The organism is Arenibacter sp. S6351L (assembly GCF_023016025.1).
Taxonomy (GTDB): domain Bacteria; phylum Bacteroidota; class Bacteroidia; order Flavobacteriales; family Flavobacteriaceae; genus Arenibacter; species Arenibacter algicola_B.
The window spans coordinates 72,572-97,470 of sequence record NZ_JALKBB010000013.1 but is presented as its reverse complement, the minus strand read 5'-3'; the positions used below and the strand labels follow the sequence as shown (position 1 = coordinate 97,470).

Genomic DNA, 24,899 nt, shown 5'->3' with positions numbered 1-24,899 from the left:
TTATAAACGATGAAACAGATAAAAAGTTTTAAAATATATATCATGGTCCTGGGCTTACTAGGTGCAGCCAGCTGTTCCGATTTATTGGACCAGGAGCCTATCAGCATTACCCATCCCGATGTCTTTTGGGATAGTCAGGCAAACGCCGAACAGGCCGTTGCTGGTGCCTATGGTCTTTTTAAGGAAGCTATTATGACACAATCCAATTTTCTATATTGGGGTGAATGGACCGGAATGACCTTTATGAACAGTCGCAACTGGATCGTTAACTACATTGAAGGTAGTGGCAATTACGTATTGGCTTACCGAGATGCTTCCATGAACTGGAAAAACTTCTATAGAGCCGCCAACTGGGCCTATACCATTGAACAATATATAGCGGATATGCCCGTAGATATGTTCGATTCCCAGTCTGAAAAAGATCGCCTTTTGGGAGAAGCTGCCTTTATTAGATCACTGACCTATTTTTATATGGCCCGTATCTGGGGAGATGTGCCTATTGTAGAGCAATCCATAGAAAGCTCCGATCAGCTTATTTCTGAGGACGGATACATTGTTGAAAATGCAAGGGTTGATGAATTGCAAGTGTTGGATTATGCTCTGGAAGCCGCTAATAAATCTATTGGATTATTGCAGTATTCCACTCCAGGAGCCTCCAATTGGGCTATTACTGCCAACAAGGCAAGCGCAGAAGCCTTAAAGGCCCACATTACACTTTGGTATGCAGGAAGGGACAATGACAATCCCGAGATGTTACAGCAAGCCATTGACGCAACTACATCAGTTATCAATAATAGTGGTGCCAGTTTAATCGATTATGTAAACGAAGGAAAAGAGGGGTTTGATGAAATGTGCATCGGTCAATCCAAGACCGGCTTGTTCGAAATCAATATCAGCGCGGATATGAACGAATCCTTTAGGTTGCTTCAATATGATGATAACCATACTGGACTTACATTAAATTACCCTGTTTGGCAAAGTGTCAATACCGGTATAAGTCCTTATATGGATCCAGATTTCTATGGTAATGAGATGATGGCCACAGATGCCGATAGAGCTAATGACGTGCGTAAGGATCTTTTCTTTTATGAATATGGAACCAATGCAGACTACTCCTACCTACAGAAATACTCGCATTCTGCACAGGATGAAGCTTCCGAAGATGCCTATGCCCAATTTTCTGAATCCAATATCTTAATATTCAGGTTGGCAGATATGTATTTATTAAGAGCAGAGGCCAATGCCAGAAAAGATCTATCGGGTCCTGCTATTTCTGATTTAAATGAGATTAGAAGCAAAGCCAATGTTCCGGATTATACGGGAGGAACAGACCGCGAATCCCTAATGAAGGCCATATTTGATGAGCGCGCCATTGAATTTGTTGGTGAAGCCCAATCTGGTTATGATAGAATACGTATGGATTATTACGATGGAGTGCCATGGGTGAACCAAGCAAGAAATGCCAAAAAAGGATATTTCTGGCCCGTCCTTCCTTCAGTGATATCGAGGAATCCTTCCATTCTACAAACAGAATACTGGAGAGGTAAATTGTAGACTAATTTTAGAACTAAAGAAAACAATCACGATGAAAAAAATAATAATCATACTAACAGCCGTTGTAGTCCTTTATTCCTGTGATAAGGATGGAAACTACCTTGTAGATGGAGGTATTAGTAGTCCAGAGGTGGGAACTACCACCATGGAATTTTTTAAAGCCCATAGTCAGTTGGATACTTTGGCCCTATTAATTGAAAAAGCGGGAATGGCCGATTTGGTGAACGGAAACAACACCATCTTTGCTCCCAATAATCTTTCCATTAAGAATTATGTGAACGCTGTACTGGCAGATATGAGGGAAGTAGATCCACAAGCCCAGTTTACCGTAAACGATATTCCTTTGGATACCCTTACCAAATATATGGGGGGTTATATTTTTTCCGGAAAAATAAGAAGGGAAAACATGACCAAGGACCAAGGAAAAATCTATACTGCCGTAAACGGTGAAGAAAAAAGAATTTCCTTGGAACCAACAGATCAATATAATAATGAGTTGGATTCCAAACCCGAATATGTGTACTTCACTTATAAACAAGGTGATGACTGGGACGAATGGGATAACATAGATGATGATGATAAGGTGGTAGTAAAAACCTCCAATTTAATCTCTACCAATGGAGTTATTCATGTCCTACAGGGAAACCATACTTTGTTCAATTTTGAAAGGGACTAATAAAAATCATAAAAACAAAAAGATGAAAAATATAATTTATTCCATACTGATCATTATCGTAATGGTTGCATCTTGTCAACCACCGGAAGTGGGTTACATCAGTGACAATATCCATGCTTTGGAAGACACCATAGCCGTTCCACGTGGGGTGTTTAAAGTTGGGGCCGCACCGGCCATAGAAGGATCAACCTACCCCTTAAAATGGGAGATTACAAGTATCACGGATGCCCAAGGCAACCCTACCAACGATTTGTTCGACGAATATGAGCTGTTAACTTGGAAGTCCGCCTTTAATGCCGAAACCGATACTACTTTGGCATTAGTGGAAGAAAAGTTGGAACTGGGAGATTACCCCACCATCATGATCAATGAAGTGAGCGGACAATTGGCCTTTACCCAGGCGAGTAAGTTTGTAACCAATAATAACATTTACAAGGTAAACGTTAAAGCTACCAACGTAAGGGGGGAGCGTCAATTGGATGACTTTGTAATAGTAAAATTGGATGATTTTCAACCGGTTGAATTCCCAACAGAAATGCGTTCAAGACTGCAATTGGGCAAAGGTGGCGGCGCTTATGACATAGCCTATACCTCTACCATTATGAACGATTTTGACAACGGTGTTCCCAGTGTTTTGGATGGTACCCATCCTTATATAACAGTAACCAAGGTAAGTGAAGAACCAGCTTTGGGGGTTAAAGTGAAAATGATCATCGCGGACAGTTATGATAAACCATTAAATCCAGAAAAGGTTGTCTTCTATCCATCCGGGTCAACCTTCTTACAAAACTATCATGACAATTCTGTAGATACGGAAGTTGATGCAACTGGTTCCACATTCTCGCTACCGGCACCACCGTTCCCTCAGTACGGAAGAACTTATGCTACCGGGACCAACTCCTATTTAATGTATTACCTAACCACAGATGATGCCTTTACAGTGGACACTGCAGCCTTTGAAGCAGATAATGGACCTAAAGATTGGACACCATATATAGATCCAGACACTGGAGAAATTAGAAACAGGGCCTATATACGCTGGGGAATCAAAATAAATGATTCCGGTACCTGGGAGATAAAAATGAAAATACCATATACCAAGATAAAGGAATAATATAAACTAGTTTAGTATACCTTATAAATGGTTTGTTTTGGCGCAACTTTGGTTCCCATTTCAAACCATTTTTTTATTTATTTTTAGCCATAATGACAACAATTATACTACTTTACACAACTTGAAGTCAACCAGCATGAACAGAAGAAAATACATCAAGACCATTGCACTGGGAACCCTATTGCCCAGCTTTTCCGCTTCGGCATTCCCATTTGGATTAGTAGGCCAAAATAAAATACTTGAAACAATACAATTTAAAAGCAATTGGCACAACTGGCCCGATATGAAATGGGTAGGTCCCGAATATTGGGGAAACCGATTGCAGGATTGGCGACTTAAAAATGGAACGGTCGTTTGCAATATTAGTGCTGAAAATAGAAACCTTCAGTTATTGACCGTTCAAAAAACGGAAAATCTGTCCCCATTACAGGTGAATGTGGAAATAAACTTACTAAATAATAATATATCACCTACCGATAAAGGCTGTTTGGGAATAAGACTGGGATGTAAAGGTCCTTTTGAGGATTACCGATCCGCTGCCGTTTTTGGTAAAGGGCTCAATATAGGACTTAACCCTAATGGTACGCTACAGGTAAGGGATGAATCCTTCGAAACCAAGCTTTCACAAATTCCAAATAACTTCAAATTGGTAGCAGAGTTTAGGCCTTCAGAAAATAAATACCAATTAAAGGTTTTGATACTGGACTCCATAACCGATCAACTAATTCATACCCAGGAAAACATAGCCGTTGATGGTAAAAGTGTTGAAGGCAATTTTGCCCTGCTCGCCGATGTAAAAACGGCTAAGAGTAACGCATCCCAACCTTCTGCCTCATTTTCCAATTGGAATATATCCGCAGATAATCTTATTTCAAACAAGGACCAATTATATGGACCTATTTGCTTTGCCCAATACACCCTTCATGACCAAAAGCTAAAACTAACAGCACAATTAGCTCCCATTGAAGAAATTGAGGGACATACCATTGTGCTGCAATTCAAGGAGCAAGGCATTTGGAAAACCGCCAATAATACCAAGTTGGAACATATAGGAAGAGCAATAAGCTTCATTGTTGAAAACTGGACTGCCAACACGGATGTTCCGTACCGTGTTCTGGTAGAAATTCCTTTAAAAAACGAAACCCACCAATACACCTACGACGGAACCATAGCCCAAGAACCAATGGATAAGGTATCGGTTTCAGCAGCTGTTTTTAGCTGTAACTTTCACTATGGTTTTCCAGATAACGACGTTTACGAAAATATGTCCAAATTAAATCCTGATATTATTCTTTTCCTGGGTGACCAATTTTACGAGGGTACCGGTGGATATGGAGCAGAACGCAGTGGTGACCTGGACAATCTATGTCTGGATTACCTTAGAAAATGGATGATGTTCGGTTGGTCTTACAGGGAATTGTTTAGGCACAAACCCTGCGCCATAATCCCAGATGATCATGATGTATACCACGGTAATGTATGGGGCGAGAGTGGAAAAAAGGCCGATACCAGTGAAGGACATGGCATGCTGGCACAGGATTCTGGCGGATATAAAATGCCTGCCGAATGGGTCAACATGGTACAATTTACCCAAACCAGCCATTTACCGGATCCCTACGACCCTACTCCCGTACAACAGAATATCGGCGTTTATTATACGACTTGGAATTATGCTGGACTTAGTTTTGCCATCTTGGAGGACAGAAAGTTTAAATCGGCCCCAAAGCATGTATTACCTCCGGAAGCCCAGGTTAGAAATGGTTGGATACAGAACAAAGAATTTGATATAAAACAACACCGGGATCTGGATGCCGTACTTTTAGGAAAGAGGCAGCACAAATTTATAGATCATTGGACCCAGGATTGGAACAATGGTATAGAAATGAAAGTAGTGCTATCCCAGACCAATTTTGCCACCGTAGCTACCTTACCAAAAACGGCCCTTAACGATGATGTGGTTCCCTCCTTACCTATTCCTGAAAAGGGAGAATACGTACTTGGGGATGTCCCTACCGTAGATATGGATTCCAACGGCTGGCCTGCAAATGAAAGGGATAAGGCCGTTGAGGCCATCAGAAAATGTTATGCATTTCATATTGCCGGTGACCAACATTTGGGAAGTTTTATCCAATATGGCACCGATGAGCACGGAGATAGCGGTTATGCCTTTGCCGGTCCTGCCTTGAACAATATTTGGCCCAGAAGATTCTGGCCGGAAGTGAAAAGCGATGAACATACTTATGAAAATCCCGCCTATGTAGGTAATCATGTGGACGGATTTGGGAATAAAATATCTGTCCGTGCCGTAGGCAATCCTTTCAATACCGGGATTGAGCCTGCCATTGTTCACAATAGGGCCACAGGATACGGATTGGTAACCTTCAATAAGAAAGAAAGAACCATAACCACGGCCTGTTGGCCTAGATATGCCGACCCTAGCAGCAATAAAAATGAACAATTCCCAGGATGGCCAATCACCATAAAACAAGAGGACAATTATGGAAAAAAGGCTGTAGCCTGGTTGCCTACCATTAAGGTTGCCGACGGAAATAAACCGGTTATTTCAATTTTCGATAATAACCATCAGTTAGTTTATTCCATTCGTATGGCAACCAACACCTTTGCCCCCAAAGTCTTCGATGAAGGAAAATATACCATCGTAATCCTGGATACGCAAAACAAAAGAAAAAAGACACTAAAAAATATTAGGGCCAAAACAATCAACAAACGAATATTGGAGGTTAGTCTTGTATAAAATGGCTCGGTATTTCTTTTAACGCTATATGGACCAATAAAAAAATCCCAAACTTTCTACGATTATAGAAAGTTTGGGATTAATTATCATAAGTATTTAAAAACTTAAATCACTACCGTCTTTCCTGGGATTGGAATATTATAAGTACCATCGGCATTAGGTTGCACCGGTGCTGGGGAATCCCATGTTAAATTGTCCGGAGCCAAGTCAATGTTGGAAGTCATGGCTTCCTCCCACTTAATTACCTTTCCAGAATAAGTTGCCATTCTACCAATAATGGCACTCATTGTACTCATAGCTCCATTCTCCGCATCGGCAATAACTCCTTTGTTCCTAATAGATTCAAAAAGTTTAATATGCTCTACCTGATAAGGGTTTGGATCATCCTTTCCTCTATGGGTAAATATTTCCCCACCGGCATAATCCTTAATAAAGGTGTTATCACCATAGGTCTCAATAGTACCCTTGGTACCTTGGAATGTTTCCGCTACCCTACTCATAGTTTCTGGCATATGGCGGCACTGACTAGCGATTACCGCACCGCTTGGGTAGGTATATTCTACAAAATGGTGATCAAAAATCTCCCCATGGTCCTTTCCCGTCCTTACTTGCCTTCCACCAAATCCTTGTGCCGATATTGGGTATTCCCCAATAAACCAGTTGGCAACATCTATATTGTGGATGTGCTGTTCCAAAATATGGTCTCCGCACAACCAGTTGAAATAATACCAATTGCGCATCTGGTATTCCAACTCGGATTGTCCAGGCTGTCTTTCCCTTACCCAAACACCACCACTGTTCCAATACACTTGTCCGGAAACAATTTTTCCGATCTTATTGTCTTTAATATGTTTTATCCCTGCCAAATAGTTGTCCTGATAATGTCTTTGAAGACCAACAACCACGTTCAGTTTTTTATCCTTTGCCACTTGCGCCGCTGCCAATACCTTTCGTACTCCAGGTATGTCCGTGGCAACCGGCTTTTCCATAAATACATGCTTTCCTGCATTAACGGCATATTCAAAATGCTGGGGTCTAAATCCTGGAGGAGTCGCCAAAATAACCACATCTGCCATGTTTATGGCCTTTTCAGCGCCATCAAAACCAACAAACTGATTGGCCTTGGGAACATTTACCTTCTTGCTATCCTTAAACTCCTTCTGCAAATTCATTAAACTTCCCTGCAACCTATCCTCAAAAGCATCGGCCATAGCCACCAATTCAACATTGGGATCCGCCTTCAAGGCCTGTTGCGCCGCACCTGTACCACGACCACCACAACCAATCAAGGCTATCTTTAATTTCTTGTCATTAGCGACATTTACCATAGCATTCATCTGCATGGTAGGTAAAATCATTGCTCCTGTTACTAGAGCACTGCTCTTAACAAAATCTCTTCTACTGTTTTTAATATTGGTCATGGTGTTACTTGTTTGTTTAGTTTTTTATGTTTTAAATTAAAAAAATACCTAATCATTGCCTCATAAAAAATTGGAGGACAAGAATGGGTTGTCAAGATAGAGATTTATTTGGAAACGTACAATGTACATTTTTACAGAATAGCATCGATTATGTTAAATATTCTATGTTATCCCAAAAAACCGAAAGTAAATTTACCTAACACCAAAAATCCGACCATATTTAGCAGCTAACACTAAAAGGACAATTTCCTTATAGTTTGGACTTTTCTTCAATAGCTTCCGGTTTAAAATTCCGATGCCTTTCCATCATCATATTTTGAAGGGAATCCATTTGTTGGAATAGTTCCCGCATGTCCGAAAAGTTATTGCTACGTTGTCTTTCAAAGAAATCCTTAAAATATTGACTTCCGTTCATAATGGAATCCATATCCATAAACTGCCCCAAATTATGGCCCTCCATAAAAAAGGATAAATTACCCTGTGAAAAAAACTTCATTGAATTCATAATACTGTCCAGATTCATTTCCTTTGGCAAGTTCTTTAGATTGCTGTAGGAATAGGAGTAAATGGAGTCATATCCTATTACATTTCCTTTCTCATCGTATTTTTTATCAACCTTCCAGCTAATTTTCGGTTTATTCACAGAAATACTGTCCGTATTTTTTTCGGCCAGATCAACCTTGGATTTATTGCGGTCGTCCTGTGCCTGGCATGCAACCAAAATCAGACCCGACAAAAGGGAAAACACAAATTTTTTCATTTTAAAAAATTTTAATTAAACCTCCGTTTTTCATCATTGGCCTCAAAAAAATGCCATCCAAGTTATTATTTAAACAGTTGACAGGTTAAAAATGTGTTAAACATATGCTATCTTTAATTATAGAATTCAAAAGTGCCGATAGCGCAAGACAATGGTCAACCGCATGGGCCTTTTTATGTGATCTTAATTGAATGACTAAAGAAAAAATAGCTCAAGAACAAAAGCGATTGGAAGATTCCCGATCCAAAACGAAGGATTGGCATAAATGGGGTCCATATTTAAGTGAGCGGCAATGGGGGACGGTTAGGGAAGATTACAGTCCGGATGGAGATGCCTGGAACTACTTTTCGCACGAAGATTCCCGAAGTAGGGCTTATAGATGGGGAGAAGATGGGATTGCCGGTATATCTGACCGATATTGTAATATATGCTTTGGAATAGCCCTATGGAACGGTAAAGATAGTATTTTAAAGGAGCGACTATTTGGCCTAACAGGGCCTCAAGGGAACCACGGCGAAGATGTTAAGGAGCTCTATTACTATTTGGAGAATACCCCCACCCATTCCTATATGAAGCATCTGTACAAATATCCACAGAACGAATTTCCCTATATAGAATTGGTGGAAGAAAACAGGAAGCGGGGCAAGTATGATTTCGAGTACGAGCTTTTGGATACCGGCATCTTCGATAACAATGAATATTTTGATGTTGTTACAGAATATGCAAAGGCGGACAACGAGGATATTCTCATAAAAATATCTATTAGCAATAGAAGTTCCAAGTCTGCTCCCATACATGTTCTACCCACTCTTTGGACCAGAAATCTGTGGAGTTTCGTAGGCATGCCCGAAAAACCGATCATAAAAAAACAAACCCTTAAAGACCAAACCTTTGTCTCCATAGACCATATTTATGTTGGCAAATACAACCTATATTTTGAAGAACCAACCCGATTGTTGTTTACCGAGAACGAGACCAATATGGAGAAGGTCTATGCGCAGCCGAACGATCATCCCTTCAAAAAGGATCTCTTTCACAATTCCGTAGTGAACAACGATTATTCCATTATTTCTAAAAATAATAAAGGCACCAAATTTGCACCCTTGTACGAGATATATCTTAAAGCTGGGGAAACAAAATCGATTAAATTAAGATTGACCGCCTCTTCTTTGGAAACCCCGTTCGATAAGAGTTTTGAAACTGCCTTTACCAAAAGAATCCAAGAATCCCAAGAATTTCTGGATGCTACTTTTAAAACTACTTCCAAAGAAGCCAAAGAAATACAGAAACAGGCTATTGCCGGACTGTTATGGTCCAAGCAATATTACAATTACGAAGTAGAAAGGTGGCTTAACGGAGACCATAAGGAGATGCCCCCGCCACAAAATAGATTTAACGGCAGAAACAAGGAATGGAAAACACTGAGGAACCATGACATCCTTGCTATGCCGGACAAATGGGAATATCCCTGGTTCGCGGCCTGGGACACCGCCTTCCATTGTGTTAGCCTAGCCTTGGTAGATTCCAGTTTCGCCAAGGATCAATTGTTGTTATTTACCAAGGAATGGTATATGGCACCAAACGGACAAATACCGGCATACGAATGGAATTTCAGCGATGTTAATCCACCCGTACAAGCTTGGGCCTCCCTACAAGTTTATCAAATGGAAAAAAAGAGGACCGGTAAAGGGGACCTTATCTTTTTAAAACGGATGTTCAACAAATTGGCCCTAAATTTTACCTGGTGGGTAAACAGGGAAGATAGTCTTGAAAACAACGTTTTTGAAGGAGGATTTTTAGGCCTGGATAATATTGGGGTCTTTGATCGTAGTCGCGATATTCCAGGGGGAGGGGTTTTGGAACAGGTTGATGGAACCTCATGGATGGCCTTATACTGCCTAAATATGTTGGAGATGGCCCTTGAAATAGCATTGGAAGACATATCTTTTGAGGATATGACCATGAAGTACTTTGGCCATTTTGTCTTTATTGCAGAAGCATTGAATAACATAAGTCAGGATTATAACGGGTCATGGGATGAAAGCGAAGGTTTTTTCTATGATAAGTTGATATTCCCTAATGGCGAATCTATGCCCATTAAAGTGCGTTCCATTTCGGGATTGTTATCCCTTACAGCGGTATTGAATATCAAGAAGGAATATTTGGACAAACTACCCAGGTTTAGAAAAAGTATGGAATGGTTTCGTAGACACCGTATAGAAAACGCAAAATATCAGGTAATGGAAGAATACTCCGAAAATCAGGATGTTCTATTATCGTTGGTGCCAAAAGAGCGTTTGCAGAAGCTGATAGGAAGTATTTTGGACGAAAAGGAATTTCTTTCGCAATTCGGCATTAGATCACTGTCCAAAATACATGAAAATCCCTACACCATCCACATAGATGGAAAAACCTATGGGATTAATTATGAACCTGCGGAGTCTACCACTGGACTTTTTGGAGGAAACTCCAATTGGAGGGGGCCTATTTGGATGCCCATGAACTATTTATTTATTAATTCCCTAAGGGAGTATCATAGCTATTTTGGGAATAAACTAAAATTCCCTTATCCCACTGGTAATGGCAATATGATGAATTTAAAGGATATTAGTGATGAAATTGGCAAAAGACTGATACTACTTTTTGAAAAGGATGCTGACGGTAATAGACCCATTCACCAATTACACGAAGAAAAATACCAAAGCCCACATTTTAACGACCTTATCTTATTTTATGAGTATTTTCACGGGGACAGTGGTAGAGGTGTTGGAGCTTCACATCAAACCGGATGGACCGCTTTGGTGGCTAATTTAATGGAAGAAATATAATAGTAATTTGGAAAATTTGTTTAGAAAAGAATGGTTGGCTACCAACGGACTGGGCGGTTATGCCTCAGGAGCCGTCAACGGTGCCAATACAAGACAGTACCACGGTCTATTGGTCGCTGCCCTAGAGCCTCCTACCGACCGCACTGTGGTGGTGGCAAAAATTGAAGAACGGGTTCTAATAGATGGCCAATATCATAATATTTCCACCAATCAATATCCAAAAGTAGTTTTTCCGGATGGAAGTAAATATTTAAAGAATTTTGATGTTGCCCCCTCTCCTACCTGGCAGTTTGCCAATAGTGATTGGGATTTGCGGAAAAATGTACAAATGATATCCGGATCCAATACCACTTTACTTACCTATACCAACAATGGAAAAAGACCATTGGTCCTGGAGTTACATCCCCTTTATGCCTATAACGACTTTCATACTACCTTTCAAGAAGCTTCCTGCTATAATTTCTTTACCGAGTTCAATAATGACCATTTAAAAACATACCCCAAGTATGGAAGTAATCCGGTTTTTACCGGGTGGACAGCTGGACATTATTTTGAGGCCCGTTGTTGGTTTAAAAATATTATCCTCTCCAAGGGTAAAGCCCGTGGCCTGGGTTCGGTCTGCGACTATTATAGAATCGGATATCTAGTACATGAACTGCAGCCTGGGGAAGATCTAATATTATACTTCACTATTGAGGAGAACGTAATAGCGGAAGGAATAAAAAAAATTCTATCCCTAGACCGCAAAAAACGTACAATGAACAAAGAAAAGCTGGCACCTGGGTTTTTTAAAGACCTCATGTTATCCGGTGAACAATTTATGGTCCAAAGAAAGTCTACCAATAGCATGTCCATAATTGCCGGCTATCACTGGTTTACGGATTGGGGAAGGGACACTATGATCGCCATGCGCGGATTAACCATAGCTACTGGTAAAAAAGAGCTGTCCAAATCCATTTTGAATACTTTTTTTAAAAGTGTGGATCAGGGGATGATCCCGGACAGATTTCCAGATAATTCCAAAGACCCGGTACATTACAATACTATGGACGCCACGCTTTGGCTTTTCGTGGCCAGCTATGACTACCAAAAAAAATTCGAGGATATTGCATTCCTAAAAGATCATATTGAAATATTAAAGAATATATTGGACCAGCATATTGCGGGTGCCCGCTACAATATTCACGTTACGAAGGAAGGATTTATCTACGGCGGGGAATGCACGGTACAGCTGACATGGATGGACGCCATTGTAGGGGGCAAGGTCATTACCCCAAGAATAGGCTGCCCTGTGGAAGTCAATGCGCTTTGGTATAATGCCCTTAAGATTTACGAAAATTTCTGCGAAATTCTTGAAGTTAAAATTGAATCCCGTTACCTTGACTTAATTGCCAAGTTTGAATCCAATTTTACCAAGTTTTTCACCAATCCACAAGGAACCTTATATGATGTGATCATCCCTGGTGTCTCGCAGGACGATACTCTACGGCCCAATCAAATATACTGTCTGAGTCTACCTTTCGGCGTTTTGGACACCAACCAACAAAAGTCCATTTTTGAGGCTGTGGAAAACAAACTTTATACCCCCTTTGGACTTCGTACCTTGGATCCGGCTAGTCCTGAATATAAACCTAACTATGAAGGTAACCAATGGTCACGGGACCATGCTTACCACCAAGGCACGGTATGGCCTTTTCTACTTCATGAATATTTTCAGGCCTATTTCAAAATCTATGGCACTTCCCCAGAAAATAAGAAAAAAGTAATGCTGGAATTGGAGCCGTTGCGCGAACATTTTTATAAGGACAATGGCATTCATTGCATTTCCGAGATTTTTAACGGTAGCGACCCGCAAGAGGGAAAAGGTTGTATTCACCAAGCTTGGTCGGTAGCGGCCATTATTAAATTATATATCGATTTTGGGCTGGACAAAATTGAACAGGAAATAACATCAGAACCGGAACAAAACCCTAAAAAGGCCCAAAGTGAAATTTAGATATTCCCCTACAAAGAAAACAGTCCCTTGGGTATGGCATGAAACCCAACTCCCTTGACCATCTTTTCAATATCTTTTATTTCAACCATTTTAGTAGTATGTACCGTGAACTCTACTGGGAAATCATCATTAAAAATTACATTTTTTACACCTTCGATTTTTAATAGGTTCTCCTTAATTCTCCGTAGGTCATTGGCCTCTTTGGCATTGGTTCCAAAAACTTTTCCATGATTGCCGGGAATTACATTTTCTGATAGAATACTCATAATAAATTTCTGTTTATCTATAAATAATTAATTGACCTACACATCTCCTAAACCTAGATTTTATCATAATGGGTAAGCCTCCTATAAATTTACAAAAACAAGGATAGACAAAGGTCATAATTATCATAACTTTAAAAGCAACAATCATTAGATAATGAGTCTTACATCACCCAATTCCTGGATTTTATAGGGAAATTTATCCCCAGGGGAGCCAATAAACATAAAATTAGTGGGAATTCCCCATCGTTTTGAAAGTTCCTTTATTTTATCTGGACCAAACACACCCACTTCTTCAATAAATTGGATATGAATGTCTGGATAGGCCCTATCCAAAACCTCTATATCCTTCTTTAGATTGGGTGTTATGGTATGTTCCTCATTTATTACGGCAACAATTTTAAGGATTCTCGTTGGTTCATTATTTTTAATATAAAGCATCACCTTATTCAAGGTGGCCACATCATCATGATTGGTAAAAAAAACAAACTGTTGTCTATTAATTGCAGCCAGTAATTCCTTGGTATGTCGATTCAAAGTTTTAAAAAGGTGTCCCCTATCCGGAAATACATAGCTCAAAACATCAAGAAAGCCTTTAAAAATATAAGTGCGGTACAGCATAAAAAATATGACAATAAGCGTTGGGATTAAATACTCCGTAAATATGGCCAAATAAGAGGGATTAAGAAAAATGTTCCCTGCCATAGCTACCATCACCGCCAGGATGGCCACCGTTAGGCCCAACCAACTTGATTTTTCCGGGCGTGGTAATTTGGCCCTATTTATTTTAAGCATCATGTTTCCCAATCCGAACAATACCATAACCGATAAAAAGGCTATGGTATAAACTCCGGCCAATTTTGCCAGATTACCTTTAGTGGCCAATAATATGGAAACACAAAGTATAAAGAAAAGCGTGTAGATCATATAGGAACTGCCCGACTTGTTTTTCTTCAATAAAAATTTGGGCAGAATCCTGTCCAATGCCATGCGCTCCATAAGTCCTCCCACTCCAACGAAAGAGGTAAGTACGGCCCCGCTTAACACCAATGCCGCATCAATACCCACAAGAATGGAAAGCCAATTACCCCCGGATACATTGGCCATGTGGGAAAGCAGAGCATCTTGATTGGATTCAATGGTATGAAGTGGGATAATGGCGAGAGCCAGAAATGCAATCAATGGATTAAAAACAGTAACCACCACCCACATATTGCGCAAGGTCTTTGGAAAAATACCTGCCTCTTGCTCCTCAACATAATTGGCCGAACTTTCAAAGCCACTTATCCCCAACATCGCAGCAGAAAACCCCAAAAACAAAGCACTAAAAACACTACCCTCCACCGGAACCTTATAATTTAATATTAGGGTTTCAAAACCATTCTGAGCAAAAAAGACGATACAAAAAGCACATAATAAGGATAAGGAAAGAAGATGAAATAAAAAAATAACTATTGCCACCTTGGAAGATTCACCAATTCCGATGATAACCAAGGCCATAAAACAAAACATCAAGCCTATTGTTACCGGCAAAACAGGAATAAAGCTCCATATACTATATGCATATTTAACTGCCTCACTAGCCGATATCACGGCCGTTGCCATATATGACAAAACAGTCAATGCGGCCGCTAGGGATGCGGTCGACTTTTTAGTAGTATTCAACAATGCATTATATGCCCCTCCGTTCAATGGTAGTGCTCCCACTACCTCGCCATAAATTTTCCTAAAGAGAAACAAGACAAAGGCCACTACCAAAAGGGAAATCCAGGCATACTGACCGGAGTAAACGATGGCCAATGCGGAAACATATAAACAGGATGAACTTATGTCGTTACCACATATAGCCGTTGCCTCCAGCTGATTCAATTTTTTTTTCATCCAAAAATTATTAAGGAATGAATTCTTATTTAAAGATAAGGGTAATAACACAACTTTATCTTCATAAGGAAAGAAAATAACTTACATTTATTAGATAAAACGCTATAGACATGAAGACCTTTGTAAGCGCCATTTCCTTAAAGGAATATCCGATCAGCGAACAGGTTCCTGTAAAAACAATTCGAAAATCCATAATGGATCTTATCCACAAGGAACATCCAGAAATAAATTCGAAAAAATCCATTTCTGTTTCCGAACTTAATCTATACCGGCAAAAATACCTGTCCGACTATCTCATCCATGAGGTAGGTGAATTATCCACTTTGGAAGAGGATGTACTTAAAACGATAGAGCAACAAAAAATAATCACCACCCAGAGGGAAGGGTTGAATGCTGCAACAGACTATTCCTTTGGTCAGCGATTGGCAGACAAGGTTGCCAGCTTTGGTGGAAGCTGGAGATTCATAATTCTATTTGGCATTTTTATAATTATCTGGATGGTCATCAATATTGTTTTCCTATTGGATAAAGGATTTGACCCCTACCCTTTTATACTTCTGAATTTAATTCTATCCTGTTTGGCGGCATTACAGGCTCCGGTAATCATGATGAGTCAAAATAGGCAGGAGGAAAAGGATAGGGAGCGTGCCAAACAAGATTATATGGTCAATTTAAAAGCAGAACTGGAAATTCGCATCCTGCACGAAAAGTTGGACCACCTTATCATGCATCAACAACAAGAGTTATTGAACATTCAGCAAGTTCAGGTCGAAATGATGGAAGACATCATGAGGCAAATAAAAGGACAACAGAAAAGCTAGGTGTTAAAGGTGCTATAATCACATCTCAAAATTTTACACAGAATTTACGTCAAGGATTGAAGTTATTTTGTATTTTTTAAAAACCAAAAAAAAACCGAAATCAACCATGGACACCAAGATTTTTAACATCAACAGAAGACATTTTATAAAAGGGGCTGCGGCATCCTTGGCACTTTCCTCCTTTGGATCCTATGGCATGGAACTCATTTACCGGGATAAACCCCTTCGTGTTGGGTTAATTGGTACGGGTTGGTATGGAAAAAGCGATCTTTTTAGGCTTATGCAAGTCACTAAAGTGGATGTGGTATCTATCTGTGATGTGGACGACAATTTACTAAAAGAAGCAGCAAACCTCATCAGTCTTAGGCAGCCATCGGGAAAAACCCCGAGAACTTATAGGGATTATAGAAAAATGCTCGCCGAAAAAGATTTGGATATTGTGCTTATAGGTACCCCTGATCATTGGCATGCACTGCAGGCCATTGAGGCCTTAAAATCCGGGGCCCACGTTTATGTACAGAAGCCAATAAGTGTTGATGTCATTGAAGGCGAGGCCATGGTAGCTGCCGCCAGAAAATATAACAGGGTAGTTCAGGTAGGAACCCAGCGTAAGAGTACCCCGCATCTTATAGATGCGAAAAAAAATATAGTGGACGCAGGCTTATTGGGAAAAATTTCCCATGTGGAAATGTGTTGCTATTACCATATGAGGGCCAATGGCAATCCTCCTATAGAAAAAGTTCCTGATTTTTTGGATTATGAATTGTGGACCGGACCCGCTCCCCTGCGTCCTTATGATGGAATTCCCCACAGACGATGGTGGCGAACCTTTATGGAATACGGCAATGGCATTATGGGCGATATGTGCGTGCATATGTTGGATACCGTAAGGTGGATGCTAGAGTTGGATTGGCCAAAAAGAATAAGTTCTACAGGGGGAATCTATGTACAAAAAGACGGGAAATCCAATATTGCCGATACCCAAACCGCCATCTTTGAATATGAGGAACTCAACTGCGTATGGCAACATAGAAGTTGGGGAACCCCTGCAGACCCGGATTACCCATGGTCCTTTAAATTATATGGGGAGAAAGGCACATTGTCCGGAAGCACCATGAGGGCTGACTTTGTTCCGCATGGGGATGGGGAAAAGATCCATATGGACGTTATTTATGAAAAAGAAAAATATCCGGAGGACCTCACCGAAAAAGATATAGAATTGAACGCAGCACCGGCCACCAGATTACATATGTTGGATTTCCTTGCCGCTATTGATAAAGGAACTTTGCCTATTGCCGATATCCGGGAAGGACATGTATCCACAGCTAGCTGTATTTTGGCCAATATGGCTATGGCCACCGGAAGACCGTTGATCTATGACCCTAAAAATATTGTGGTGGTAAATGATGCAGAGGCAACGGCGCTTTTACAAAGGGATTATCGAGCCCCTTGGAAACATCCACATCCCAATGATTTTAAATAGAGCTAAGCTGGTTAAGGACGAGTTATAACCAATACATGTTTAATCCAGAATACGCCCATCCTCCATCTGGATGATGCGATCGGTACGTTTTGCAAAGTCCTCGTCATGGGTAACGATTAAAAGGGAAAGACCTTCCTCCTCTTTAAGCCGCTTAAATATACTGAAGACATTTTCGGAATTGTGACTGTCCAAATTCCCTGTAGGTTCATCTCCCATCAGAATAGCAGGATTGTTTATCAAAGCCCTGGCGATTGCCACCCGTTGTTTTTCCCCACCCGATATCCTTGAGGCACGTTGGTGGGCCAACTTTTCTATGTCCAACATTCTTAGCTTCTCCATGGCATCATGTTCTATTTCCGCTAGGGACTTCTCTGCCAATTTTTTGGCAGGCAGCATCACATTTTCCAATACGCTAAACTCCGACAATAAATAATGGAACTGGAACACGAATCCTATATTCTTATTTCGGATCTGGGACAGTTTGTTGTGTTTTTGACCCGTAATCAATTCATTGTTCAAATATAGTTCACCGGTATAATCCGTATCCATGGTAGACAGAATATAAAGCAGGGTAGACTTCCCTGATCCCGATTTACCCATGATAGAGGCAAATTCCCCCTTTTTTATTCCGAATGAAATATCTTTGAGCACATGAAATTTCACGGGCTTTTCAAAGTATTTATTGATGTTTTTTGTCTCTAAAACGAACTCCATTTTTCTTGGTTATGTTCCCCTAATAATACGCACAGGGTCTATACGCCTTGCTTTGTTGGATGGCAACCAACCGGCTACGAAGGTCGAAATCAGGGCAAAGGAAAATCCTATTACATAATACCATATATTATAGTTTATGGGATAGGTGGTAATGGTTGGCAATGCTTCGGTTTGAAAGGCCACATTATCTATTAGTTTGGAAAGAACGAACCCAACAATAAGCCCAAGAATCCCACCTAATGCGCCAATGATCATGGCTTGACTCATAAAAATAAGCTGCACGTCATTGCCCGAGAATCCCGTAGCTTTTAAAATGGCGATATCCTTCATTTTTTCATAAATGAGCATATTGAGGATATTATAGATTCCAAAACCGGCGACAATCAATAATGTAATGGACACGGCATAGGTAATCAGGTTACGGATATTGGATCCCGTCTCAAATTGGGCATTGGCCTCGTTGATACTTGTCGCCTTTACTTGAAACTGTTTTCCCAATCTGCTTGCCATGGCCGTGGCTTCGTTAATATCGTACAGTTTTACATTGATATCCGTGACATAGTTCTGGGCCTCCCCCAAAATACGTTGAACCGTCTTGAGATTGGCATAACTTTGAATATTGTCTATATCCGCAATACCACTTTGGTATATCCCCACAATTTTTAGTGGAAAAACATCTCCCTTTATGGTGCTGACCTGTACACGATCCCCCTCCTTAAGCGACATTTTTTTGGCAAGGCCTGCCCCTAAAAGTATTCCATTTTCACTGTTTTTTAGATCTTGTGGTGTTCCTTCTACAATATAATCACCAATGTTGGAGAGCCTTGCCTCCTCCATAATATCCACTCCTACCAAGTTTCCCCCTAATTCTATAGATCCCGAAAGATAAAAGATCTGTGCTCTTAGTTGGGGTGTGGCACCATAAACCTTTTTGTCCTTTTTTAAATAATTCAGGATAGGTAGACCATTATGGATTTTCTTCTGACTTTGTTTTGGCTTAATGGAATTAACCACATTAAAGGCATCCTCAAATTCCTGGTAAAGGGCAATGGGCTGTTTATCCGAGGGCTCTATCTCATTGTAGATATGGATATGGGGTGTTTGGTTCAAAATAAGGCTGTCCAGCATTTCATTGAGCCCTGTCATAAAACTAATCAAAGTAATATAGGCCCCGATACCAAAGGTAACGCCTAGGGAGGCGGTGACCGTAGATTTCATCTTGGTGAGCAGATGGGTTTTGGCGATGTTCAATATGACCCTCCAATTGATCATTCTTCAGGTTTTAGAATTTCCGTAGACTCATTAATGCCTTTTATAATTTCTACACGGTCCAAATTTTGCAACCCGGGAACAACTTCAACAAGTCCGTCCGGGGTCTTTACTTTGTTCCCCTCCAACAAAAATTCTTTGGGAATCGTCAAGACGCTTTCCTTTTCAGAAATAATTATATTTCCCTCCCCTGCCAAACCTGGGTAAAGCGCTTTAGGTGGATTGTTAAAAATGGCCTCTGCCTTAAACGTCTGTGAGCGCTCATCCTTTTTCGGATATATTTTACTTACTTTGGCATCAAAGACCTCATCCCCATAAGCATCCAACGTAATAAGGGCCTTTTGGCCCAACTGAAGTTTTACTATATCGACCTCGTCTATCAACAATTCAATAATAAAATCCGTAGCACTGCCAACGGATGCCAAAGGCTCCATAGTATTGACTATTTCCCCTGGGTTTTTGTATAAGGCATAAACCTTTCCGTTGATCTTACTGCTAACGGTAAAATCTTTGGTTGAAATCTGTGAGGTATTATAATTGTTGAGTGCTTGCTGAACTTGGGTAGAAAGTTCGTTCTTGGTCTGTACATACTTATTTTTAAGTTGCTTTAAACTATTCCCTGAAATTTCATAGGCAAGTTTGCGGTTCTCGAACTCCACTTTTGAACCAATATTTTGATCCCAGAGCCTCTTTTGCCTTAAATAATTCATGGAATCGTTTTTAAAGGATAAGGTTGCCGATTGGATCTCATCTTCCAACGAACTTAAAACCGCCGAACTTCCATTATAATTTGCCTGTGCTAATTCTAGGGTCAATCGGGCATTCTCCGTATTAAGCTTTGGGGTACTGTTCACGATTTGAATTATTGGTGTACCCTGACTTACCAAATCCCCTTCTTCCAATAAATTACGATCCAAAATGCCCGCTACAGGGGCATAAGCCTGATACAGACTATCTGGCTGCACGGTTACGGAAGCATAGACCGATTCGGTTAAATGGATTTTAGTGGGAAAAATCTTTTCTTGTTTGTCTCCACAGGATAACAAAAGAAAAAGACAATAGATCAATATAAAATTCCTCATGGATAATATAAAATATGATAGCCCAAAATAAAGGGAAATATACGTTAAAGAATATGAGAAAAATCATATAAGTGTTTAGGCATAAGGTATTCTTTATTAATCAAGCCAGCTTAAAACAAGAGTTTTATGTTTGTTAAAAAATGAATACAGTTGTATTGGGCTTCTTGGTTTGACTACATCACTCTCCAAAAATCCAAATTACCAGTAATTCCCTTCTGACACACCCAATTATTCCCCGCTTAAGGGGATTGAAATAAATCCATAGAGAAAGGACATCCCCAAAGCGCCTTATTAATCCCATCGCTATGGAAATGTCCTTTACCAGAATTTAGGATCAGTTCCTACCCATTGTTCTGTAAAAGGTAAGACCTATTAAAAATCCTAAAGAAATTTACCTGTTTCATCCAGTTTTACCCTTAACATCTTATCCCCGTTCTCCAATTTAACCTTGTAGGTTTTCTTGGCACCTGCGGCATCGGTAAAGGAGACCAAATAAATATCTTTCGTAACAACCCATTCAGGAAAACGATCTGCAATGGACTTCCTTACAGAGGTTGGCAGATTTATATCCTTAAACTTTTCAGCAGTACGCAATAATTTCCCTTCGCCATCATACGCGGCAAGAATTTTACCCTCGGGAATAAAGAACGTAATGTTGTAAAGGTCATAATCATCCTGATAGAATTCGGAGCTTTTAATATCATAGGTCGCCACCTTTTGCTGCAGAAGCTTCACCGGTATGGAGGCCAGCTCTCCCGTGTTTATATCGTTAAGGTACTTATAGTTCGTGGCGTATACCGTTACCTCCGATAGCTCCACCGTAGGGATAATTTGAGAAAAGGCTTGGGTGGTTAGTCCAAAGGCTAATAAACCAAATAGAATTTTTTTCATGATCATTAAGTTTTAATTATTAATTAGTGTTAATATGGATGTTTGTGATCCATTGATAACAAATTATCCTATTCTTAAGGCTTCTACAATGACCTAAGTCATTCAGGTACATTTAATAAGGAAAACCCTGATATACAGAAGTCAGAACTGACCAATATCATATTTTACCAGAAAAGAAGGAATTAGATTTGATCCTATCAAGGATTCATACGAAATGCCTTTTAGAGTATAACATAGAACTGTTACAGTATAGTTTAAAGATTATAGAAAAGAATATGACAAATTTGACCACCAGCGAAAGTTTACGTTTATTAAAAGGCAATTATACCGGACACCTTGGGTATATATATCTGGACAAGCCTTATGTTCTCCCTATTACCTATTATTATGATAAGGATGATCATTCTTTAATAAGTTATTCGGCGGACGGACATAAGATAGATGCCATGCGCAAGAATACTGCGGTGACATTATTGGTAGAGGAAATAAAATCATCCAACAATTGGCAATCGGTAATGGCCCATGGCACTTTCGAAGAACTCCAAGGTACCGATGCCAAATTTAAGTTGCATCAATTTACAGAAGGGGTAAAAGGTCTTATCCTAGAGAAAGAGCATCGGGAAACCGAATTTATTAGTGAATTTTCCAGCAAATTGTACTCTCGTGGAACTCCAACGGTATATCGCATCAAAATATTAGAGATTACTGGAAAAAGAAAAGAGACCTAGATAAGTAATCGACAAGGTTAGTTCCCCCAATTTTACAGCTAATAGCAATTGGACCTACATCTCTAAATGAAAAAATTAAAAACCCATTTAATATATTGGAGATGAAAAACTACATAAAACACTTTAACGAAATAGATATAAACGATGTGCCCGAAGTAGGAGGCAAAAATGCCTCATTGGGTGAAATGTACCAGAAACTGACCTTAACGGGTGTACAGGTACCTGACGGATTTGCCACCACCTCTGACGCCTACTGGCTTTTCCTGAAAGAAGGGCAATTAAAGGAATCCATATTCGCCGAAATTGCAAAATTGGATAAGAAAGATTTTTCAAATTTACGGGAAGTAGGGAGTGCTATAAGAACAAGCATAGCCAAAGCGGATTTTCCACAAGCCATCAAATCTTCCCTTGAAAAAGGATATAATGTACTAGTTAAAAAATACGGTAACCAGATTTCCTTGGCGGTCCGCAGTAGTGCTACGGCAGAAGACCTTCCCAACGCCAGTTTTGCAGGACAACAGGAAACTTATCTAAATGTAAAGGGGTTTGATGAATTGATAGCCGCCTGTCATAAATGTTATGCTTCCCTGTTTACAGATAGGGCCATAAAATATCGCGAAGACAATCATTTTGACCAGACAAAGGTAGCCCTATCCATAGGCGTTCAGTTAATGGTGCGCTCGGATCTGGCCTGTTCCGGAGTAAATTTTACCTTAGATCCGGACACCGGTTTTGATAAGGTAGTTCTTGTCTCCAGTATTTGGGGCCTAGGTGAAAATATAGTTCAGGGAAGTGTAAATCCCGACGAATACTTTGTGTATAAACCTAGTTTGAAAAATAGCATTCGCCAACCCATAATTTCCAGAAAATTGGGCAGCAAGGAAAAAACCATGATTTACGATAGCTCGGGCAGTGGTACCCTTAACCTAGATACCAAAATAGAAAAACAGGAAATATTTGTACTTACCGATGCCGAAGTGATAAAACTTGCACAATGGTCCATGATCATTGAAGAGCATTATGGACGTCCAATGGATATAGAATGGGCGAAGGACGGACTGACCAATGAATTGTTTATAGTCCAGGCCAGACCGGAGACAGTGCAAAGTGCAAAAAAGGACAAACTTAAAATCAGCACCTATACCTTACTGGAAAAAGGTAAGGAAATTACTAGAGGAATGGGTCTGGGCAACAAAATATCGGCTGGAAAGGCACGGATTATACATAGTCCATTAGAATCCGATAAGCTTCAACCAGGAGAAATTCTTGTCACCGAAAAGACAGATCCCGATTGGGATCCCATCCTTAAAAAAGCGGCCGGCATCATTACGGACCAAGGGGGACGCACAAGTCACGCAGCCATAGTTGCCCGTGAGGTAGGTGCTGCCGCCATTGTTGGCACTCTTAATGCTACAAAAACAATAAAGGATGGCCAGGATATTACCATTTCCTGTGCGGATGGGGATACTGGTGTAGTGTACGATGGATTACTGAAATGGGATGAAAAAACAGTGGATATTAAATCACTTAAAAAACCCGCAACCCAACCCATGCTCATTTTGGCAGATCCAGAGCAGGCGTTCAAACTATCATTTTATCCCACTTCCGGCGTTGGTCTTATGCGATTGGAATTTGTCATCAATAATTCCATACAAATTCATCCGATGGCCTTAAAACATTTTGACCACCTGAAAGATGCTTCGGCCAAAGCGCTTATTGAAAAACTTACCCACCACTACCCTGACAAGGCCGATTATTTTGTGCATAAACTGGCAGAGGGCATTGCCACCATTGCAGCCGCCTTTTATCCCAAAGATGTTATTGTGCGTACCAGTGATTTTAAATCCAATGAATATGCCAATTTAATAGGTGGTAAGGAATTTGAACCATTGGAGTCCAACCCCATGATTGGTTTTAGGGGAGCATCACGCTACTATCATCCCAAATATCAAGAAGCCTTTGAATTGGAGTGCAAGGCCATGAAAATGGTCAGGGAGGATATGGGTTTTAATAATGTTAAGATTATGATTCCCTTCTGCCGCACCCTTAAGGAAGCAGAAAAAGTAATTGACCTTATGGCAGATTACGGATTGAAAAGGGCTGAAAACGGCTTACAGCTCTACATGATGACCGAAATTCCTAACAACGTAATTCTGGCTGAAGAATTCGCACATTTTTTTGATGGCTTCTCCATCGGTTCCAACGACCTTACCCAATTAACCTTGGGCGTGGATAGAGATTCAGAACTCTTAAGCGATATTTTTGATGCCAATGATCCGGGAGTGAAAAAAATGATCGCTATGGTCATTGCTTCCGCGCATAAAACGAATACAAAAATTGGACTCTGCGGACAGGCTCCCAGTGATTATCCCGAGTTTGCCCAATTTCTTGTAGAAAAAGGAATTAATTCCATATCCTTTAATCCGGATGCACTCATTGAAGGAATCAAGAATATCAATTTGGCAGAGCAAAGTAAAATCAGCTTTGGAATGGCGGAAAGTAGTAATTAATGTGATAAAAACCATTAAGACCTAGATCGCCAGTTTAGGTTCTAAACCAGTTTTTTTTGAAATAAATCACAATATTTAATGACTTATCGCGCTAAGCAAAAAATTATTTTTATGATTGCATAATTTCCTCATATTCAATCTACATTTTCCGTA

Annotated in this window: 18 protein-coding genes; 10 read left to right on the top strand and 8 right to left on the bottom strand. The window is 40.2% G+C overall.

The features are described from left to right. Positions 1 to 9 precede the first annotated feature (9 nt). The 4 genes from MWU82_RS12390 (at position 10) to MWU82_RS12375 (ending at position 6,099) form a co-directional block, all read left to right on the top strand. Positions 10 to 1,554: a RagB/SusD family nutrient uptake outer membrane protein gene (locus MWU82_RS12390; RefSeq protein WP_215948853.1), complete on the top strand. Its 1,545-nt coding sequence runs from the start codon at positions 10 to 12 to the stop codon at positions 1,552 to 1,554. 31 nt (positions 1,555 to 1,585) lie between these two features. Next, complete coding sequence (locus MWU82_RS12385) at positions 1,586 to 2,230, top strand: fasciclin domain-containing protein (RefSeq protein ID WP_215948852.1); 645 nt, start codon at positions 1,586 to 1,588, stop codon at positions 2,228 to 2,230. A 22-nt stretch (positions 2,231 to 2,252) separates the two neighbouring features. After that, positions 2,253 to 3,344, top strand: a complete 1,092-nt coding sequence (locus tag MWU82_RS12380) for a DUF5007 domain-containing protein (RefSeq protein ID WP_215948851.1) — start codon at positions 2,253 to 2,255, stop codon at positions 3,342 to 3,344. A gap of 136 nt (positions 3,345 to 3,480) precedes the next feature. Then, on the top strand, positions 3,481 to 6,099 hold the full coding sequence (locus MWU82_RS12375) for an alkaline phosphatase D family protein (RefSeq protein WP_247096600.1): 2,619 nt from the start codon (positions 3,481 to 3,483) through the stop codon (positions 6,097 to 6,099). 104 nt (positions 6,100 to 6,203) lie between these two features. On the opposite strand, the gene MWU82_RS12370 is transcribed toward MWU82_RS12375, so the two are convergent. Beyond that, positions 6,204 to 7,520 carry a Gfo/Idh/MocA family oxidoreductase gene (locus tag MWU82_RS12370; protein ID WP_215948849.1) on the bottom strand — a complete coding sequence of 439 codons (1,317 nt, stop codon included), beginning with the start codon at positions 7,518 to 7,520 and terminating at the stop codon, positions 6,204 to 6,206. Positions 7,521 to 7,770: 250 nt separating this feature from the next. Beyond that, positions 7,771 to 8,280, bottom strand: coding sequence for a hypothetical protein (locus MWU82_RS12365; protein ID WP_247096599.1), 510 nt, complete (start codon positions 8,278 to 8,280; stop codon positions 7,771 to 7,773). Between the two features lie 191 nt (positions 8,281 to 8,471). On the opposite strand from MWU82_RS12365, the gene MWU82_RS12360 reads away from it, so the two are divergent. Together MWU82_RS12360 and MWU82_RS12355 are read left to right on the top strand one after the other, a co-directional pair. Then, positions 8,472 to 11,108, top strand: coding sequence for a glucosidase (locus tag MWU82_RS12360; protein WP_247096598.1), 2,637 nt, complete (start codon positions 8,472 to 8,474; stop codon positions 11,106 to 11,108). Between the two features lie 7 nt (positions 11,109 to 11,115). After that, positions 11,116 to 13,104, top strand: coding sequence for an amylo-alpha-1,6-glucosidase (locus MWU82_RS12355; RefSeq protein ID WP_247096597.1), 1,989 nt, complete (start codon positions 11,116 to 11,118; stop codon positions 13,102 to 13,104). Positions 13,105 to 13,112: 8 nt separating this feature from the next. On the opposite strand, the gene MWU82_RS12350 is transcribed toward MWU82_RS12355, so the two are convergent. Then, positions 13,113 to 13,370: a heavy-metal-associated domain-containing protein gene (locus MWU82_RS12350; RefSeq protein WP_215948845.1), complete on the bottom strand. Its 258-nt coding sequence runs from the start codon at positions 13,368 to 13,370 to the stop codon at positions 13,113 to 13,115. Between the two features lie 147 nt (positions 13,371 to 13,517). After that, entirely contained in the window at positions 13,518 to 15,248 is a 1,731-nt protein-coding gene (locus tag MWU82_RS12345; RefSeq protein WP_247096596.1) for an APC family permease, read from the bottom strand. A 110-nt stretch (positions 15,249 to 15,358) separates the two neighbouring features. Between MWU82_RS12345 and MWU82_RS12340 the strand changes: the two genes are divergently transcribed. Then, positions 15,359 to 16,069 (top strand): DUF1003 domain-containing protein, encoded by a 711-nt coding sequence (locus MWU82_RS12340; RefSeq protein ID WP_247096595.1) that lies wholly within the window; start codon positions 15,359 to 15,361, stop codon positions 16,067 to 16,069. Between the two features lie 106 nt (positions 16,070 to 16,175). Then, positions 16,176 to 17,552, top strand: a complete 1,377-nt coding sequence (locus MWU82_RS12335; RefSeq protein WP_247096594.1) for a Gfo/Idh/MocA family oxidoreductase — start codon at positions 16,176 to 16,178, stop codon at positions 17,550 to 17,552. Positions 17,553 to 17,591: 39 nt separating this feature from the next. On the opposite strand, the gene MWU82_RS12330 is transcribed toward MWU82_RS12335, so the two are convergent. The 4 genes from MWU82_RS12330 to MWU82_RS12315 form a co-directional block, all read right to left on the bottom strand. Then, a complete protein-coding gene (locus MWU82_RS12330; protein ID WP_215948841.1) occupies positions 17,592 to 18,266 on the bottom strand; it encodes an ABC transporter ATP-binding protein in 675 nt (224 codons plus the stop codon). Between the two features lie 9 nt (positions 18,267 to 18,275). Further along, positions 18,276 to 19,538: an FtsX-like permease family protein gene (locus MWU82_RS12325; RefSeq protein WP_247096593.1), complete on the bottom strand. Its 1,263-nt coding sequence runs from the start codon at positions 19,536 to 19,538 to the stop codon at positions 18,276 to 18,278. Then, complete coding sequence (locus MWU82_RS12320; protein ID WP_215948839.1) at positions 19,535 to 20,617, bottom strand: efflux RND transporter periplasmic adaptor subunit; 1,083 nt, start codon at positions 20,615 to 20,617, stop codon at positions 19,535 to 19,537. The genes MWU82_RS12325 and MWU82_RS12320 overlap by 4 nt, the downstream gene beginning before the upstream one ends. Before the next feature lie 381 nt (positions 20,618 to 20,998). Next, positions 20,999 to 21,508: a nicotinate-nucleotide adenylyltransferase gene (locus MWU82_RS12315; RefSeq protein WP_215948838.1), complete on the bottom strand. Its 510-nt coding sequence runs from the start codon at positions 21,506 to 21,508 to the stop codon at positions 20,999 to 21,001. A gap of 275 nt (positions 21,509 to 21,783) precedes the next feature. Between MWU82_RS12315 and MWU82_RS12310 the strand changes: the two genes are divergently transcribed. Continuing rightward, the gene (locus tag MWU82_RS12310) at positions 21,784 to 22,236 is read left to right on the top strand and encodes a pyridoxamine 5'-phosphate oxidase family protein (RefSeq protein ID WP_247096592.1); all 453 of its coding nucleotides are present in this window, start codon (positions 21,784 to 21,786) and stop codon (positions 22,234 to 22,236) included. Between the two features lie 101 nt (positions 22,237 to 22,337). Then, a complete protein-coding gene (ppsA, locus tag MWU82_RS12305; protein WP_111624655.1) occupies positions 22,338 to 24,746 on the top strand; it encodes a phosphoenolpyruvate synthase in 2,409 nt (802 codons plus the stop codon). Positions 24,747 to 24,899: the final 153 nt, after the last annotated feature.